13 protein-coding genes and 1 riboswitch are annotated in these 14748 nt (G+C 38.2%); of the genes, 1 reads left to right on the top strand and 12 read right to left on the bottom strand.

The window, feature by feature from the left end:
* Positions 1 to 75: 75 nt before the first annotated feature.
* Genes JEM65_RS06395 through JEM65_RS06405 form a run of 3 tightly spaced genes read right to left on the bottom strand, consistent with a single transcriptional unit; the run spans position 76 to position 2898 of the window.
* On the bottom strand, positions 76 to 927 hold the full coding sequence (locus tag JEM65_RS06395) for a prephenate dehydrogenase (RefSeq protein WP_199598102.1): 852 nt from the start codon (positions 925 to 927) through the stop codon (positions 76 to 78).
* A gap of 1 nt (position 928) precedes the next feature.
* A complete protein-coding gene (locus JEM65_RS06400; RefSeq protein ID WP_199598103.1) occupies positions 929 to 2074 on the bottom strand; it encodes a pyridoxal phosphate-dependent aminotransferase in 1146 nt (381 codons plus the stop codon).
* Positions 2071 to 2898 (bottom strand): prephenate dehydratase, encoded by an 828-nt coding sequence (locus JEM65_RS06405; RefSeq protein WP_199598104.1) that lies wholly within the window; start codon positions 2896 to 2898, stop codon positions 2071 to 2073. Before JEM65_RS06405 ends, JEM65_RS06400 begins: the two co-directional genes overlap by 4 nt.
* A 563-nt stretch (positions 2899 to 3461) precedes the next feature.
* On the opposite strand from JEM65_RS06405, the gene gldA reads away from it, so the two are divergent.
* On the top strand, positions 3462 to 4358 hold the full coding sequence (gene gldA, locus JEM65_RS06410) for a gliding motility-associated ABC transporter ATP-binding subunit GldA (protein WP_199598105.1): 897 nt from the start codon (positions 3462 to 3464) through the stop codon (positions 4356 to 4358).
* A 3-nt stretch (positions 4359 to 4361) separates the two neighbouring features.
* On the opposite strand, the gene JEM65_RS06415 is transcribed toward gldA, so the two are convergent.
* The 9 genes from JEM65_RS06415 to JEM65_RS06455 form a co-directional block, all read right to left on the bottom strand.
* Complete coding sequence (locus JEM65_RS06415; RefSeq protein ID WP_199598106.1) at positions 4362 to 5111, bottom strand: head GIN domain-containing protein; 750 nt, start codon at positions 5109 to 5111, stop codon at positions 4362 to 4364.
* Between the two features lie 10 nt (positions 5112 to 5121).
* Entirely contained in the window at positions 5122 to 6216 is a 1095-nt protein-coding gene (locus JEM65_RS06420; protein ID WP_199598107.1) for an acyloxyacyl hydrolase, read from the bottom strand.
* A 98-nt stretch (positions 6217 to 6314) separates the two neighbouring features.
* Positions 6315 to 7271, bottom strand: coding sequence for a methylenetetrahydrofolate reductase [NAD(P)H] (gene metF, locus JEM65_RS06425; protein ID WP_199598108.1), 957 nt, complete (start codon positions 7269 to 7271; stop codon positions 6315 to 6317).
* A gap of 152 nt (positions 7272 to 7423) precedes the next feature.
* The gene (gene metH, locus JEM65_RS06430) at positions 7424 to 10099 is read right to left on the bottom strand and encodes a methionine synthase (RefSeq protein ID WP_199598109.1); all 2676 of its coding nucleotides are present in this window, start codon (positions 10097 to 10099) and stop codon (positions 7424 to 7426) included.
* A gap of 81 nt (positions 10100 to 10180) precedes the next feature.
* On the bottom strand, positions 10181 to 11182 hold the full coding sequence (locus tag JEM65_RS06435; protein ID WP_199598110.1) for a homocysteine S-methyltransferase family protein: 1002 nt from the start codon (positions 11180 to 11182) through the stop codon (positions 10181 to 10183).
* A 50-nt stretch (positions 11183 to 11232) separates the two neighbouring features.
* Positions 11233 to 11352: riboswitch (SAM riboswitch) on the bottom strand.
* 57 nt (positions 11353 to 11409) lie between these two features.
* Complete coding sequence (gene cysM / locus JEM65_RS06440; protein WP_233530548.1) at positions 11410 to 12300, bottom strand: cysteine synthase CysM; 891 nt, start codon at positions 12298 to 12300, stop codon at positions 11410 to 11412.
* Positions 12297 to 13058: a serine O-acetyltransferase EpsC gene (gene epsC, locus JEM65_RS06445; protein ID WP_199598111.1), complete on the bottom strand. Its 762-nt coding sequence runs from the start codon at positions 13056 to 13058 to the stop codon at positions 12297 to 12299. The genes cysM and epsC overlap by 4 nt, the downstream gene beginning before the upstream one ends.
* A 62-nt stretch (positions 13059 to 13120) precedes the next feature.
* Positions 13121 to 14170 (bottom strand): NAD(P)/FAD-dependent oxidoreductase, encoded by a 1050-nt coding sequence (locus tag JEM65_RS06450; protein WP_199598112.1) that lies wholly within the window; start codon positions 14168 to 14170, stop codon positions 13121 to 13123.
* Position 14171: 1 nt separating this feature from the next.
* Entirely contained in the window at positions 14172 to 14747 is a 576-nt protein-coding gene (locus JEM65_RS06455) for a precorrin-2 dehydrogenase/sirohydrochlorin ferrochelatase family protein (RefSeq protein ID WP_199598113.1), read from the bottom strand.
* Position 14748 lies beyond the last annotated feature (1 nt).

Raw genomic sequence — 14748 nt, forward strand, 5'->3', positions numbered from 1 at the left:
ACTTCACAATCAATTTCTTGTTCTCTTCTCTCTTCTCTCTATTCTATTTTCTATTTTCTATTTACTATTTTCTATTTACTCAATCCCGTTCAAAATCTCCTTAATATGATTGGTATCCTTCATTTCTGAATAAATGGCCTCAAAATCATCAGCATGCATCAGCGTCCTGAATTTTGTGAGATTGTTGATATATTCATCCAAAGTTTCAAGGACGTTGGTTTTGTTTTGCTTAAAGATTGGTGTCCACATTTCTGGAGAACTTTTTGCCAAACGTACCGTTGATGCAAATCCACTGCCCGCCATATCAAAAATATCGCGTTCATTTTTCTCTTTATCAATCACTGTTTTTCCTAACATAAACGCACTGATGTGCGATAAATGCGACACATAGGCAATATGTTTGTCGTGTGCCTCAGGATTCATATAGCGGATGCGCATGCCCAAATCCGTAAACAATTGCAATGCCCTTTCCTGAAGTTTGAAGGCTGTTTTTTCCACTTCGCAAATAATATTGGTCTTGTTTTTATACAACCCCAAAATAGCTGCTTTAGGTCCTGAAAATTCAGTTCCTGCAATAGGATGCGTGGCCAAAAAATTACGACGCTTCGGATGTTGGTCGATGGCTTTGCAAATTTCGGCTTTTGTAGAACCGACGTCCATCACCAAAGTATCATCTGAAACTAATTCCAATATTTTTAAAATTTCAGTAACTGCGGCATCTACAGGGATGGATAGAATTACCAAATCGGCATGCTTCAACTCTTCATACGTAGCTTTAGCGTCAATTACGTTGAGCTGAAGGGCATCCTCCAAGTGTGCATCGTTATGATCAATGCCGAATACTTTTATGCTGGAATCATGTTTCTTAATATCGAGCGCCAAACTACCGCCAATCAATCCAACACCTATGATGTATATGTTTTTCATATTATTTTACTCTAGCAATCGCTTCATCCAATTCTTCTACAGTCGCACATAATGAAAACCTAATATACCCTTCGCCATTGCTTCCAAAAATGGTTCCGGGGGCCACGAATATGGAGTGCTCCTTTAAGATCATATCAATATAGGCTTCGGCTGTTTTATGTGATGGTAACTTTGCCCAGACAAATAACCCTGTGGCAGTTTTATCATAAGTACAGTTTAATGCGGTTGCCAAATCCCACACTTTTTGACGACGTTCTTCATAGACGCTATTTAAACTTATAAACCACATTTTTGAGCACTTTAAAGCTTCAATAGCGCCTTTTTGGATGCCATAGAACATGCCAGAGTCCATATTGCTTTTCACTTTTAAAATGGCATCAATATATTCTGAACGTCCCGAGACCATGCCCACGCGCCATCCGGCCATGTTGAAGGTTTTACTTAAAGAATTCAATTCTAAACAGACGTCTTTGGCGCCTTTGTATTTTAGAATACTTCGTGGGTATTTGTTCAGGACAAAACTGTAGGGGTTGTCATTTACCACTAAAATATTGTGTCGTTTTGCAAACGTAATAATGTCTTCAAAAACTTTATTGCTTGCCGTAGCACCTGTTGGCATATGCGGGTAACTGATCCACATCAATTTTACTTTAGACAGGTCGCTTTTTTCTAAGGCTATCAAATCTGGGCACCAATCATTTTCTGCTAACAAGTCGTAAAACACAGGTGTTGCCCCTACAAGTTTGGTTACCGATTCATAAGTTGGATATCCCGGATTTGGAATCAGGACTTCATCACCTTCATTCAAAAACGCCATTGAAATATGCATGATGCCTTCCTTACTTCCTATTAAAGGCAACACCTCAGACAAAGGACTTAAAGATACGCCAAAATGTTCTTTATAGAACCCGGCCATGGCTTCCCTTAACTCTGGCAGACCTTGATAACTTTGGTATTTATGCGCTACGGCATCATTCAAACTTTCTGTCATTGCTGCAATAACGCGTGTTGGAGGCTCCAGATCTGGACTTCCAATTCCTAAATTGATAATAGGCTTTCCCTGAGCTTTAAGCAAGTTAACCTCTCTCAATTTCTTGGAGAAATAGTATTCTTCTACTGTGTTTAATCGATTTGCAAAAGTGATCATTGTCGTGCGTTTTTATATTCGCCCAAAACCTTAAAGTCTTGTGCCATAATTTCCATTATTGATTTTGCTTTTTGATAATCTTGATACGCTTCAAAAGTGACATCCACAAAAAAAGCATACTTCCATGGTGTCTCTATTTTTGGTAAGGATTGAATTTTGGTAAGGTTTAATCTACAATCACTCATCACATTTAAAATAGACGCTAAACTGCCCCGTTTATGATCAAGTTCAAATTTTAGTGAGGCCTTGTTAATTTTAACTTCGTCAACATCAAAATTGGATGTCCTAGCGATCACAAACCTAGTTTCATTGTGTTTGATGGTTTGAATACTCTCTGAGATAATTTCCAATTCAAACAATTCTGAAGCTAAGCGACTTGCAACAGCACCCACATTTTTCAGTTGTTTTTGTTGAATACGCTGCGCAACTTCAGCGGTATCTTTATCTTCCACCAGTTTGATATGCGGATATTGTTTAAAAAATTGTTTACACTGTAAAAGTGCCATAGGATGGGAATACACCTCCTGGATATCTTCAATGGACTGTCCTGACAGGCCCATTAAGTGATGTTGAATATCTAAATAATGTTCCCCGATAATGTGCAAATGATTATTATCTATGAGCGCATAATTAGGAATAATTGAGCCTGCAATGGAGTTCTCAATAGCCATAATTACAGCATCTGTTTTATGGGTCAGTACACTTTGCACTGCCCCATCGAACGTCATACACTCGTCAACATTTACAGGCGTTTCAAAGTATTGCATGGCAACGATATGGTGAAACGATCCTTTAATTCCTTGTATGGCAACAGATTTTATCATTGTTTATGTTATATGTTCCCTGTTGGGATTCAGTTTTACTTTCTACTGATTAGTTTACTTATGCCGTGGTGAATTCAATTTATGAACTCAAACACTTTACGCTTTAATAGACCCCGTCTTTTGACGGGTTTAGTTCTACTAGTTCATTTTATGTCGTTCTTCTAACTTATAAAATAAGCTTGTTTCTGACTTGAATTCAATAGCCTCGAACTTTTTATAGATCCCGCCCTATGGCGGGATTAGTTCAACTAGTTCATTTTATTTCGTTCTTCTAACTTCTAAAATGAACGTTTCACTAACAAAAAAAAGTCCCGATTTTCATCGAGACTTTTACATTAAATTTATAGTTTATAAATTACACATACGAAGTCTCGTCTTTTCTGCTAAAAAAGAAATAAAACGAGTTATGATATGTATTAGTTATTGTTTTCATAATTTGATTTTGCTAAAGTAGATAATTAATTTTATAAACAAAATATTTTTTTAATTCTTTTTACATTACAACGATTTCGTTGATTCTTAGCGTACTTAAAATGCTTATTTTTGAGTAAATATTTCGAATCATGTCCATTGAAGTCACTAATATCACCAAACTATACGCCGACCAAAAGGCACTCAACAATATTTCCTTTAAAATTAATAAAGGTGAAATTGTAGGGTTTTTAGGACCTAATGGTGCCGGGAAATCCACTATGATGAAAATATTGACCACCTATATTGATGCTTCTGAAGGTGAAGCCAAAGTAAATGACTTTGATGTTCAAAAAAATGCGCTCGACGTTCAAAAACGGGTCGGCTATTTACCTGAGCACAATCCGTTATATTTGGACATGTATGTTAAAGAATATTTGATGTTTAATGCCAATGTGTATCATGTTTCCAAAGAACGGATAACAGAAGTGATATTGCTTACTGGCTTAACTTCTGAAGCCCATAAAAAAATTGGACAACTCTCTAAAGGCTATCGTCAGCGGGTTGGTTTGGCAAATGCTTTATTACACGATCCTGAGGTGTTGATTTTAGATGAACCTACTACAGGATTGGATCCAAACCAATTGGTGGATATCCGTCAGTTAATTAAATCACTGGGCAAGGAAAAGACAGTATTCCTATCTACGCACATTATGCAAGAAGTAGAAGCCATTTGCGACCGCGTGATCATCATTAATAAAGGGGAAATTGTTGCCGATAAGAAACTTACCGAATTAAAAGCCGATCAGGAACAAATCGTAGAAGTAGAATTTGACTATCGTGTTGAAGATGTGCTATTGAACCGCTTAAAACATGTTAAGGGCGTTAAGAATACACATGACTTTATTTACGAATTGACCTTTTCAACCAAAGCGGATATGCGATCTACAGTATTTGACTTTGCGCATGATAATGGTCTTAAAATTTTACAGCTGAATCAAAAAAACAAAAATCTAGAAAGCTTGTTTAGAGAATTGACAGCCCAATAACTGTTATTCTACAATTAAACGGCCCGTATAATAGGTTTGCACATCTACAACTGGGGGCTCATTGACCATAATTACATTGCCAGTGCTTCTTATTTCTCCTGTAAGAGATTGCTGAGGATTTATAATCATGTCATTGCTACTACGCTGAAAAATCTGGATATTTTGGACTATCAAGTTCCGTCCTTCAAAACGTGAATCTCCGGCATAGAACCCGATGAACAAATTCTCAACCGTTCCGCTTAGAAACATATTGGACAGGTTGTTATTGATCACACTCAAATTCTTACAGTTAATTTCCAAGTTAAAATCGCCGTCGGTATGGTAATCTTCTTCTGCTCCAAAATCTTCAGATATCAGGGTTAAATTGGGATAATTGAGAATACCATTACTCAACACCGGCAATCCGGTACTAGATCTGATTTCGGTAATATTGGGGGCGCTGACGTATATTTTGGTAATTCCGTAATCTCTACTGATATTGCAGCTATTAGTATTGCGCAAGATAAGTTGACCCTCGAGAACGCTCACTTCAATATCCTCTCTCAAATATTCGCCAGTTTCCACAATAATTTGGTGCTCAGGCGCTTCTTTTAAAATCAACTGTACCCGTTCAAAAACAATAATTTTATTGAATTCAGATACGACCACTTCGTTTTGAATGATATCGCCTGAGTTTTGAAAACAATCCGGTACATTCTTGCTATTGCAAGAAAGCAATACGAAGGTGATTAAGAGGTAAATAAATTTCTTCATGGTTGTAACTTTATAATCGTACGCCAATACCAAATTCTACAGCTTCCGCTTTGGCACCGTGAGATTTAAGCGTGATTGCTCCAAAAAACTGTTCTCCAAAATGCCGTTTTAAACCGATCCTATTGTACACGCGTCCTTCAAAATCGTACGGATAATACACATAGTACCCCAATTGGGTGATAAAGGACAATTTATTGATAAACAATTCGTGGCCAACAAAAACACCAAGTCGTTTGTAATCTGTATTCGCATCGATGTTGCGTTCTGGGTACGCCACGGAATAGAAATAAATCAGTTCCTTTAAAAATTCAGCAAAAAACACATCTGTTCCGAGCTGAAAAGCGCTTTTTCTATTGATGCGTTTATCGGCATAAAACGATAAATTATAAAACGGATATTGGCCCGTGCCCACGATATCACTCTCGTTGACACCCGTTCTAAAGGCAATGTTGTACTTTATTTTTTCGGTAAACTTTCTCTCTTCTGTGGATGGCTGAAAGTCCTGTGGTTTTTTATAACCTACCATATAGGTTGCACCCACATTAAAAGCAAACGTATTTGTAGAAGTGTTTGGCGCCTTGACGTTGGCATTGGAATAATGAATGATTGAAAACCCTGCCTGAAACCCCAAACCTTTATACACGTTTTCCTTTTTGTAATTGAGCATCATAAACGTTGAACTCAACAAATGCGAACCAAAAGCATTATTGTTATAGTTGGTTTCTCTATCGTACGGATTGGTGGTGTAGGCAAGACCTTGACCAATTCTAAAATTGACATTCCGATTTAAAAAATAAAAATTATAATGGGCATACAGACTGTAATTATCGCCTAAATAGGTATTCTTTAAATCTTGGTAAACGAAAGAAAATCCCCAATCAGGATAGTTGTAACGACTTTCCCAAGGCTGAAACCCGTAGGTTTTTTTGTTATAACTCAAAATTAATCCTGTAGGATGATCGGTAATAAGATGTGAGATGCTTGGATTATGCTCCAATACAGTTCCGTAGAAATGATTGGCATCTAAAGTGAACACATCAGGATCTTCTTGAGCGCACAGCAATGAACTTATTAAACACAGTAAAGCAACTAATAAATACTTCATTTATTTAAATTATGAAGCAAATTTAATGCAATAATTAAAATTGAGATGCTTGCGATAATCTATCTTTAGATATTAATGTTTAAAAATCACCACTGTCGCTAAAAAATGTGCGAAGCTATCGTTTGAATATTATCACTCTTCCCCATAGAATAATAATGTAATACCGGAATTCCTGCTTGTTGCAACTCTTTTGATTGTTGAATGCACCATTCAATACCCACTTGTTTGACTTCAGAATTATCCTTGCATTTTATAATTTCAGATATCAAGGCTTCAGGCAGATCCACATGAAAACGGTGTGGCAATAAGTTTAATTGCTTTTTTGTCGCAATGGGCTTTAATCCTGGAATAATTGGAATGGTGATGCCTTCACTTCGACATTTTTCTACAAAATCGAAGTACTTCTGATTATCAAAGAACATTTGAGTCACGACATATTCCGCGCCATTTTTAATTTTCTTTTTCAAAAAATGAATGTCACTGTCCAAACTTGGAGATTCCATATGTTTTTCTGGATAAGCGGCAACACCAACGCAAAAATTAGTTTTTGATGTATTTAGAAGTTCCTCGTCCAAATAACTCCCTTGATTAAGGGCATGAATTTGTTGTACCAAACCATTGGCGTATTCGTGACCCTCTTTTTCTGGCGTGAAATAAGTTTCCGTTTTAACCGCATCTCCTCTTAATGCCATTACATTTTGAATGCCCAAAAAATCGAGATCTATCAAAAAATTCTCGGTGTCTTCTTTGGTAAACCCACCACATAAAATATGAGGAATGGCATCCACTTTATACTTATTTTGGATAGCTGCACAAATCCCGACCGTTCCTGGGCGTTTCTTAACCACCTGCTTTTTAAGTAATCCGTTGTCCTGTTCTTTAAAAACATATTCCTCCCGATGGTAGGTCACATCAATAAAAGGGGGGTTAAAATCCATTAACGGGTCAATATTATCGAAAATAGATTGGATATGTTGCCCTTTTAATGGTGGTAATATTTCAAATGAAAACTGTGTGTTTCCGTTGGCTTTTTTGATGTGATCAGTTACTTTCATGTTTAATTTCCCCTTAGGTGGGATTTTTTTTTTGCCACGAATACACGAATGTTTTCTTGGCAGCTTTATTAATATTTAAATTCCTCTGTGTAGCTCTGCGCAAACTCTGTGCATCTCTGCGACATCGCTATTGTCAAAATGCTGAGTGTTTTCTAATCCGCTAAATTAGGATTCAACCATTTCTCCGCTTCCTCATTGCTCACCCCACGCCGTTTGGCGTAGTCTTTCAATTGGTCTTGGGTAATTTTTCCTAATCCAAAATACTTGGCTTCCTTATTTCCAAAATAATAGCCTGAAACGCTGGCTGCAGGCCACATAGCCAAACTATCCGTAATTTCCACACCAATATTTTCCTTGACCTGCAACAGTTTCCAAATTGTTTTTTTCTCCAAATGGTCTGGACATGCGGGGTAGCCTGGCGCTGGACGGATGCCTTTATAACCCTCTTGTATCAATTCATCATTAGATAAATTCTCATGGGTATCATAACCCCAATGTTTGATTCTAACTTCTTTATGTAAATATTCCGCAAAAGCTTCCGCAAGTCGATCTGCCAGTGCTTTAATCATAATAGCATTGTAATCGTCCAGATCTTTTTCATATTGCTTTGCCAATTCTGCTGTTCCAAAACCTGTAGACACACAAAAACAACCCATATAATCTTGTTTTCCAGAATCCTTTGGTGCTATAAAATCGGCTAAAGCGATATTGGGAACCCCCTCGCGTTTGTCCAGTTGTTGGCGAAGGGTTAAAAAGGTGACTTTCGTTTTGCCCGATTCATCGTAAATCTCAATATCATCGTCATTGACAGTATTTGCTGGATACAATCCGAAGATTGCCTTTGCTTTCAGGAGCTTCTCATCCAATACTTTTTTCAACAATGCTTTCGCATCTGCAAATAACTCGGTGGCCTGTTCTCCTACCACCTCATCTGTGAGAATATCGGGATATTTCCCATGCAAATCCCAACTTCTAAAAAACGGACTCCAGTCAATAAATTCCTCTAATTTTTTAAGCTCAAAGTCTTGAATGACCTGAACGCCAAAGTTGTTAGGCTTGCCAATTTCTGTGGATTTCCAATCGATTTTAAATTTCCGTTTTCTAGCTTCTTCAATAGTTACGAAATTCTTCTGTTTCCCACGCTTTAAAAATTGTTCGCGGAACTTTTCATATTCTTCACGGATTTGCTCTTTGTAAACGCGATTGTCCTTTTGAAGCAAATTACCTACAACGGTTACAGCCCGAGACGCATCGTTGACATGTATAACGGTATGTCCGTAATTAGGAGCGATCTTTACGGCAGAATGCGCCCTAGAAGTTGTCGCGCCTCCAATCAGTAACGGAATATTGATGTTCTTCTTTTCCATTTCCTTGGATACATATACCATTTCATCCAAAGACGGGGTAATCAATCCGCTCAATCCAATGATATCGACATTTTCTCTAATAGCTGTTTCTATAATTTTTTCTGGCGGCACCATCACCCCCAAATCGATAATTTCATAGTTATTACAGCCTAATACTACGCTGACAATGTTTTTACCAATATCATGCACATCACCTTTTACCGTCGCCATTAATACACGCCCTGCAAACGATTGTTTGCCATCTTTTTCGGCTTCAATAAAGGGTTGTAAATACGCCACTGCCTTTTTCATCACACGCGCCGATTTGACCACTTGGGGCAGGAACATTTTTCCACTTCCAAAGAGATCGCCAACAACGCTCATCCCATTCATCAAATGGCCTTCAATGACTTCAATGGGTTTTGCGCTTTCTTGACGCGCTATTTCCACATCCTCAATAATAAAAGTCTCAATACCTTTTACTAAAGCATGGGTAATTCGATCTTGCAACGGATCATTTCGCCATTCTAAAATTTTAGCAACATCTTCCTTTTTATCACCTTTAACTGTTTCGGCAAAATCCAATAACCGCTCTGTAGCGTCTTCACGTCTATTGAACAACACATCTTCAACATGCTCCAAAAGATCCTTAGGAATTTCGTCGTAAATCTCCAACATGGTCGGGTTTACAATGCCCATGTTCATGCCGTGCTGAATGGCATGATACAAAAATGAAGAATTGATTGCTTCCCTGACGACATCATTCCCTCTAAAAGAGAAGGAGACATTACTCACTCCGCCCGAAACATTAGCATAGGGCAGATTTTCGCGAATCCATTTGGTAGCCTTGAAAAAATCCAAAGCGTTCAAACGGTGTTCGTCCATCCCGGTTCCAACCGGAAAAATATTGGGGTCAAAAATGATATCCTGAGCTGGAAATTTTACTTTATTTACTAAAATATCGTAAGAACGCTTGCAGATTTGGATGCGTCTCTCAAAAGTATCCGCTTGTCCGTCTTCATCAAATGCCATCACAATTACCGCGGCGCCGTAGCGCTTTACCAATTTAGCCTGATGTATAAAGGTCTCTTCGCCTTCCTTTAAACTTATTGAGTTGACCACAGATTTCCCCTGCACTACTTTCAATCCTGCTTCAATGATTTCCCATTTGGAACTATCAATCATAATGGGCAATCTGGAAATATCGGGCTCTGAAGCGATCAAATTCAAAAATTTGGTCATCGCGTACACCCCGTCCAACATGCCTTCATCCATGTTGACATCAATAATTTGCGCACCGCCTTCTACCTGATCACGGGCCACATCTAAAGCTTCACTATAGTTTTCGTCCTTTATGAGACGTAAAAATTTACGCGATCCTGTAACGTTAGTGCGTTCGCCTACATTAATAAAATTGCTTTCAGGGCTGACGATTAATGGTTCGAGTCCTGAAAGTGATAGGTATTTATTTGTCTTGCTCATGTTCTTTCTATTTTACCCTTTCGTCTTCATTTCCTTTACTAGAAATGAAGCCACCTTCCCTTGGAAAAAAGGGAAGGAATTTTAAATAATTATTTCTATTTGGCGAGGTTGGTAATTTTTAGTGGTGTCCGCAATTTTCTTAATGTGTTCTGGGGTGGTACCACAACAGCCCCCAATAATATTGATTAGACCATCTTTAAGATAGTCTTCTATTAAAACATTCATTTGACCAGCAGTTTGCTCATATTCACCAAACGCATTTGGCAGGCCTGCATTGGGATGTGCTGACGTATAAAATTCTGTCTCATTGGATAGGCGTTGCAGGTAAGGTTGCAACTGATCTGCGCCTAGTGCACAATTAAATCCGACGCTGAGCAGCGGAATATGGGAAATTGACAATAAAAATGCTTCCACGGTTTGTCCTGATAAGGTTCTCCCCGAAGCATCTGTAATGGTTCCGGATACCATGATAGGAATATCAATGTGCCGTTCTTCCTTGACTTCTTCAATAGCAAATAATGCGGCTTTTGCATTTAAGGTATCAAAAATGGTCTCAACTAATAGGACATCAACGCCACCATCAATCAATGCTTCCACTTGCTGTTTATAGGCAATGCGCAATTCGTCAAAAGTAATAGCACGATATTCTGGCCTGTTAACGTCTGGAGATAAACTCGCCGTTTTATTGGTTGGCCCAATGCTACCCGCCACAAAACGTGGTTTATCAGGGTTGGCTTTGGTAAACTCTTCCGCAACTTGCTTCGCAATTTTAGCCGATTCAAAATTCAGTTCGTACACCAAATCTTCCATGTCATAATCGGCCATGGCGATGCTAGTCCCTGAAAAGGTATTGGTTTCCACAATATCGGCCCCCGCTTCAAAATACTTGCGGTGCACGTCAGCAATAGCCTGGGGTTGGGTGAGAGACAACAAATCATTATTGCCTTTAACGGAGCTTGGATAATCTTTAAAACGCTCGCCCCGAAAATCGTCTTCAGAGAAGTTATAGCGTTGTAGCATGGTGCCCATGGCGCCATCTAAAACTAAAATACGGTGTTGTAATGCGGTTTTTATATCTGACATTCTTGTAAAAAAATAAAAATGTCATCAGGAAAGTGAGAGAAAATACACTTTGGTTATCTGTCTAAATCCTGAAATAAATTCAGCATAAAGTAGAATTTAGCACCTTCTTTATAAGTAAAGGGTTGCTAAGGCTTCAACGGGTCTAATCCCTCTGCCTTTCGTGATAACAAATATTAATAATATGAACTGTGGACGAAATTAAGTCATAAAAAATGGTTTACCAACTTTTAGTCGAATAAATTTGATGACAAATACCGATCGCCGATATCACAGATGATGGCGACAATGATCCCTTTATCCAAATTTTCGGCGATTTTTAAAGCTGCAGCAACTGAACCGCCGCTGCTCATGCCGGCAAAAACTCCTTCTTCTTTTGCCAATCTATTGGTCATAGCAGTGGCCTCTTCTTCACTCACTTCAATGACCTCGTCCACTTTTGAACGATCAAAAATACTTGGAAGATAGGCTTCAGGCCATTTTCGAATTCCTGGAATTTTAGCCCCATCCGTAGGTTGAGCCCCAACAATAGTGATGTTCTTATTCTGCTCTTTTAGAAATGTAGAAACGCCCATAATGGTTCCTGTGGTTCCCATGGCCGACACGAAATGTGTGATTTCGCCGTTGGTATCTTTCCAAATTTCAGGTCCCGTGGTTTTGTAATGGGCTTTCCAATTGTCGTCATTACCAAATTGATTTAATCTAAAATAACCCTTATCCTTCTCCAGTTTTTCAGCGACATCCCTTGCCCCTTCAATACCATCATCGGCTGGCGTTAAAATTAACTCTGCACCGTAAGCGCGCATTGTTTTGATGCGTTCTTCAGTTGAATTCTCGGGCATGATCAACACCATTTTCAAGCCTAATAATTGCGCTATAAATGCCAGAGCAATACCCGTATTACCACTGGTAGCTTCCACTAAGGTGTCTCCTTTTTTGACATCTCCGCGATGCAAGGCTTCTGAAATCATATTAAACGCAGCACGATCTTTCACACTTCCTCCCGGATTTTGACCTTCCAATTTTAGGAATAAACGCACCCCTTTTTTAGAAATTATATGCTTGACCTCAACAAGTGGCGTGTTACCAATTTGATCTATTATGGATTGACTTTTAATCATATTTTACGCGTACTAATCTTAATTTCTGTTTTATAGGTGACCAGTGAGTTTGGGGGCACCGATACTGTAATCCAAACGTTAGCACCAATTATACTATTGGCACCAATAACAATATCGCCTCCCAAAACCGTAGCATTTGCATAAATAGTCACATTGTCTTCTATGGTAGGATGACGTTTTGTTTCTGAGAATTCCTTTTTAATTTGAATACCACCCAAGGTTACCCCTTGATAAATTTTCACGTTGTTTTTGATGATGGCCGTTTCGCCGATAACAATCCCCGTACCATGGTCTATATAAAATGAATCACCAATGGTCGCCCCGGGATGAATGTCAATTCCGGTTACCCCATGCACATGTTCACTCATCATTCTAGAAATAACAAATGATTTCAGGTTGTATAAGGCATGACTTAATCTATGGATGGCAATCGCGTGAAAACCTGGATACGCTAAATAAATTTCTGTTAAACTCTTAGCGGCAGGATCGCCTTTCTCGATAGCAATGGCATCTAGATCAAGTTTCTCTCGAATATGACTGAATTGTTTTTCAAATTGTGACCATGTTTCTTCACCGTCATCCAATTTCAGTTTTGTTGTAATTTTAAGAAAGGTATCCTTTACAAATTGACAGTTAAGATTTCGATATTCTTCATCAAACAGCATATAAAATAGGGCCTTTGTGAAGGTTTCGACAGGATCTTTCAAACAGATATTATAGGTTTGAAACTGATTTAGGTGATGTGACACTTTACTCATATATTAATATTACACGATATTCTTGTTTGTAATATCAAAATTAAGCAATTATTTTCTGCCATCTAATGAATAGCTTGCACAACTGCTTTTGGCGCTTCCTTTCGTGACCCATCAAAACCATTAATCCCACTGACTGTTGTGTACTTAAGCACATACTTTTTACCAGGGTTAAGGATTTGATATGCTGATTGGCACATTAGTGTCGCTTCGTGAAAGCCACAGAGAATCAACTTCAATTTTCCTGGATATGTATTGACATCGCCTATGGCAAAAATCCCTGGAATATTAGTTTGGTAGTCAAACGTATCCACTTTTATGGCGTTTTTTTCAATCTCTAATCCCCAATCTCCTATCGGTCCCAATTTTGGCGACAATCCGAAAAGAGGAATAAAATGATCAGCTTCATATAAAATGTGCTCTCCTTCGCGTTCTATGGTAACTCCCTCTAACCTTTTGTTACCGTGTAATGCTGTGACTTCAGATGGTGTGATAAGATTGATTTTTCCTAACAGTTTTAATTCCTGCACCTTTTCTACGGAATCTAAAGCGCCCCTAAATTCGCTACGTCTATGTACGAGTGTAACTTCTTCAGCAATATCAGCCAAAATAATACTCCAATCTAAGGCGGAATCACCACCTCCAGAAATGATAACTTTTTTATTTCTGTACACTTCAGGGTCTTTGATAAAATAGTCCACCCCTAAATCTTCATAATATGCAATATTATCAATCAAAGGTTTTCTCGGCTCAAACGAACCCAAACCACCAGCAATAGCTACAATTGGCGCATGATGTTTGGTGCCTTTATTTGTCGTGACAATAAAACTACCATCCTCTTGTTTTTCTATTGTTTCTGCTCGTTCACCTAAGGTAAAGCCCGGTTCAAATTGTTTGCCTTGTTCCAATAGATTTTTTGTTAAATCTCCAGCCAATATATCAGGAACGCCGGGAATATCATAAATAGGTTTTTTAGGGTATAATTCCGAACACTGGCCTCCAGGTTGTGGTAATGCGTCAATCAAATGGCATTTGAGTTTTAACAATCCAGCTTCAAAAACGGTAAAGAGTCCTGTAGGTCCTGCTCCTATTATTAAAATGTCTGTTGTAATCATGTTATTTACTAATTAAGGTTTCGGTTATTTTGTTGAGCGCCTGTACTTTTTGCTCAAAATTTCCTTTTATTGTTTTTCTGTACTGATTTAAATTTTCTACCATCTCATTCACATCTTCCGGAATGACGTCTTCAAAAAACTGACGCAGTCGTTTAGCTGTTGTTGGCGATTTTCCATTGGTAGAAATTGCTATTTTAACGTTGCCTTTTGTGACAATGCCACCTAAGTAGAAATCGCAGAACTCAGGTGTATCGGCAACATTGACCAATAGATTTCGTTGTTTCGCGTCCTTGTAGACTTGTTTGTTAACGTCCAAATTATCAGTTGTTGCAATGACCAAATCCTTATCGCATAAAAATGAATCTTCATAGGCCATATAAATTAATCGAATATTGAATTGTTCCGCCAAATCCTTGACCTCATCTCTAAAAAAAGGTGCCACCATCTCTACATTGGCATTAGGGCTCGATTTTAATAAAAACGTGAGTTTTTCTAAAGCGACATTGCCGCCACCAACAATCAAAGTTTGAATGTTATGCATTTTTAAGAAAATGGGATATAAATTATTTCTTTCCATT

Origin of the sequence: Gelidibacter salicanalis, from assembly GCF_016469035.1 — a bacterium.
GTDB lineage: Bacteria > Bacteroidota > Bacteroidia > Flavobacteriales > Flavobacteriaceae > Gelidibacter > Gelidibacter salicanalis_A.

Excerpts from the sequence above, each read along its gene's own strand:
- JEM65_RS06400 (WP_199598103.1), bottom strand. The coding sequence starts at position 2,074 with ATGATCACTTTTGCAAATCGATTAAACACAGTAGAAGAATACTATTTC.
- metF (WP_199598108.1), bottom strand. The coding sequence starts at position 7,271 with ATGAAAGTAACTGATCACATCAAAAAAGCCAACGGAAACACACAGTTT.
- gldA (WP_199598105.1), top strand. The coding sequence starts at position 3,462 with ATGTCCATTGAAGTCACTAATATCACCAAACTATACGCCGACCAAAAG.
- JEM65_RS06435 (WP_199598110.1), bottom strand. The coding sequence starts at position 11,182 with ATGTCAGATATAAAAACCGCATTACAACACCGTATTTTAGTTTTAGAT.
- cysM (WP_233530548.1), bottom strand. The coding sequence starts at position 12,300 with ATGATTAAAAGTCAATCCATAATAGATCAAATTGGTAACACGCCACTT.
- JEM65_RS06415 (WP_199598106.1), bottom strand. The coding sequence starts at position 5,111 with ATGAAGAAATTTATTTACCTCTTAATCACCTTCGTATTGCTTTCTTGC.
- JEM65_RS06405 (WP_199598104.1), bottom strand. The coding sequence starts at position 2,898 with ATGATAAAATCTGTTGCCATACAAGGAATTAAAGGATCGTTTCACCAT.
- JEM65_RS06455 (WP_199598113.1), bottom strand. The coding sequence starts at position 14,747 with ATGGAAAGAAATAATTTATATCCCATTTTCTTAAAAATGCATAACATT.
- JEM65_RS06395 (WP_199598102.1), bottom strand. The coding sequence starts at position 927 with ATGAAAAACATATACATCATAGGTGTTGGATTGATTGGCGGTAGTTTG.
- epsC (WP_199598111.1), bottom strand. The coding sequence starts at position 13,058 with ATGAGTAAAGTGTCACATCACCTAAATCAGTTTCAAACCTATAATATC.
- JEM65_RS06420 (WP_199598107.1), bottom strand. The coding sequence starts at position 6,216 with ATGAAGTATTTATTAGTTGCTTTACTGTGTTTAATAAGTTCATTGCTG.
- JEM65_RS06450 (WP_199598112.1), bottom strand. The coding sequence starts at position 14,170 with ATGATTACAACAGACATTTTAATAATAGGAGCAGGACCTACAGGACTC.
- metH (WP_199598109.1), bottom strand. The coding sequence starts at position 10,099 with ATGAGCAAGACAAATAAATACCTATCACTTTCAGGACTCGAACCATTA.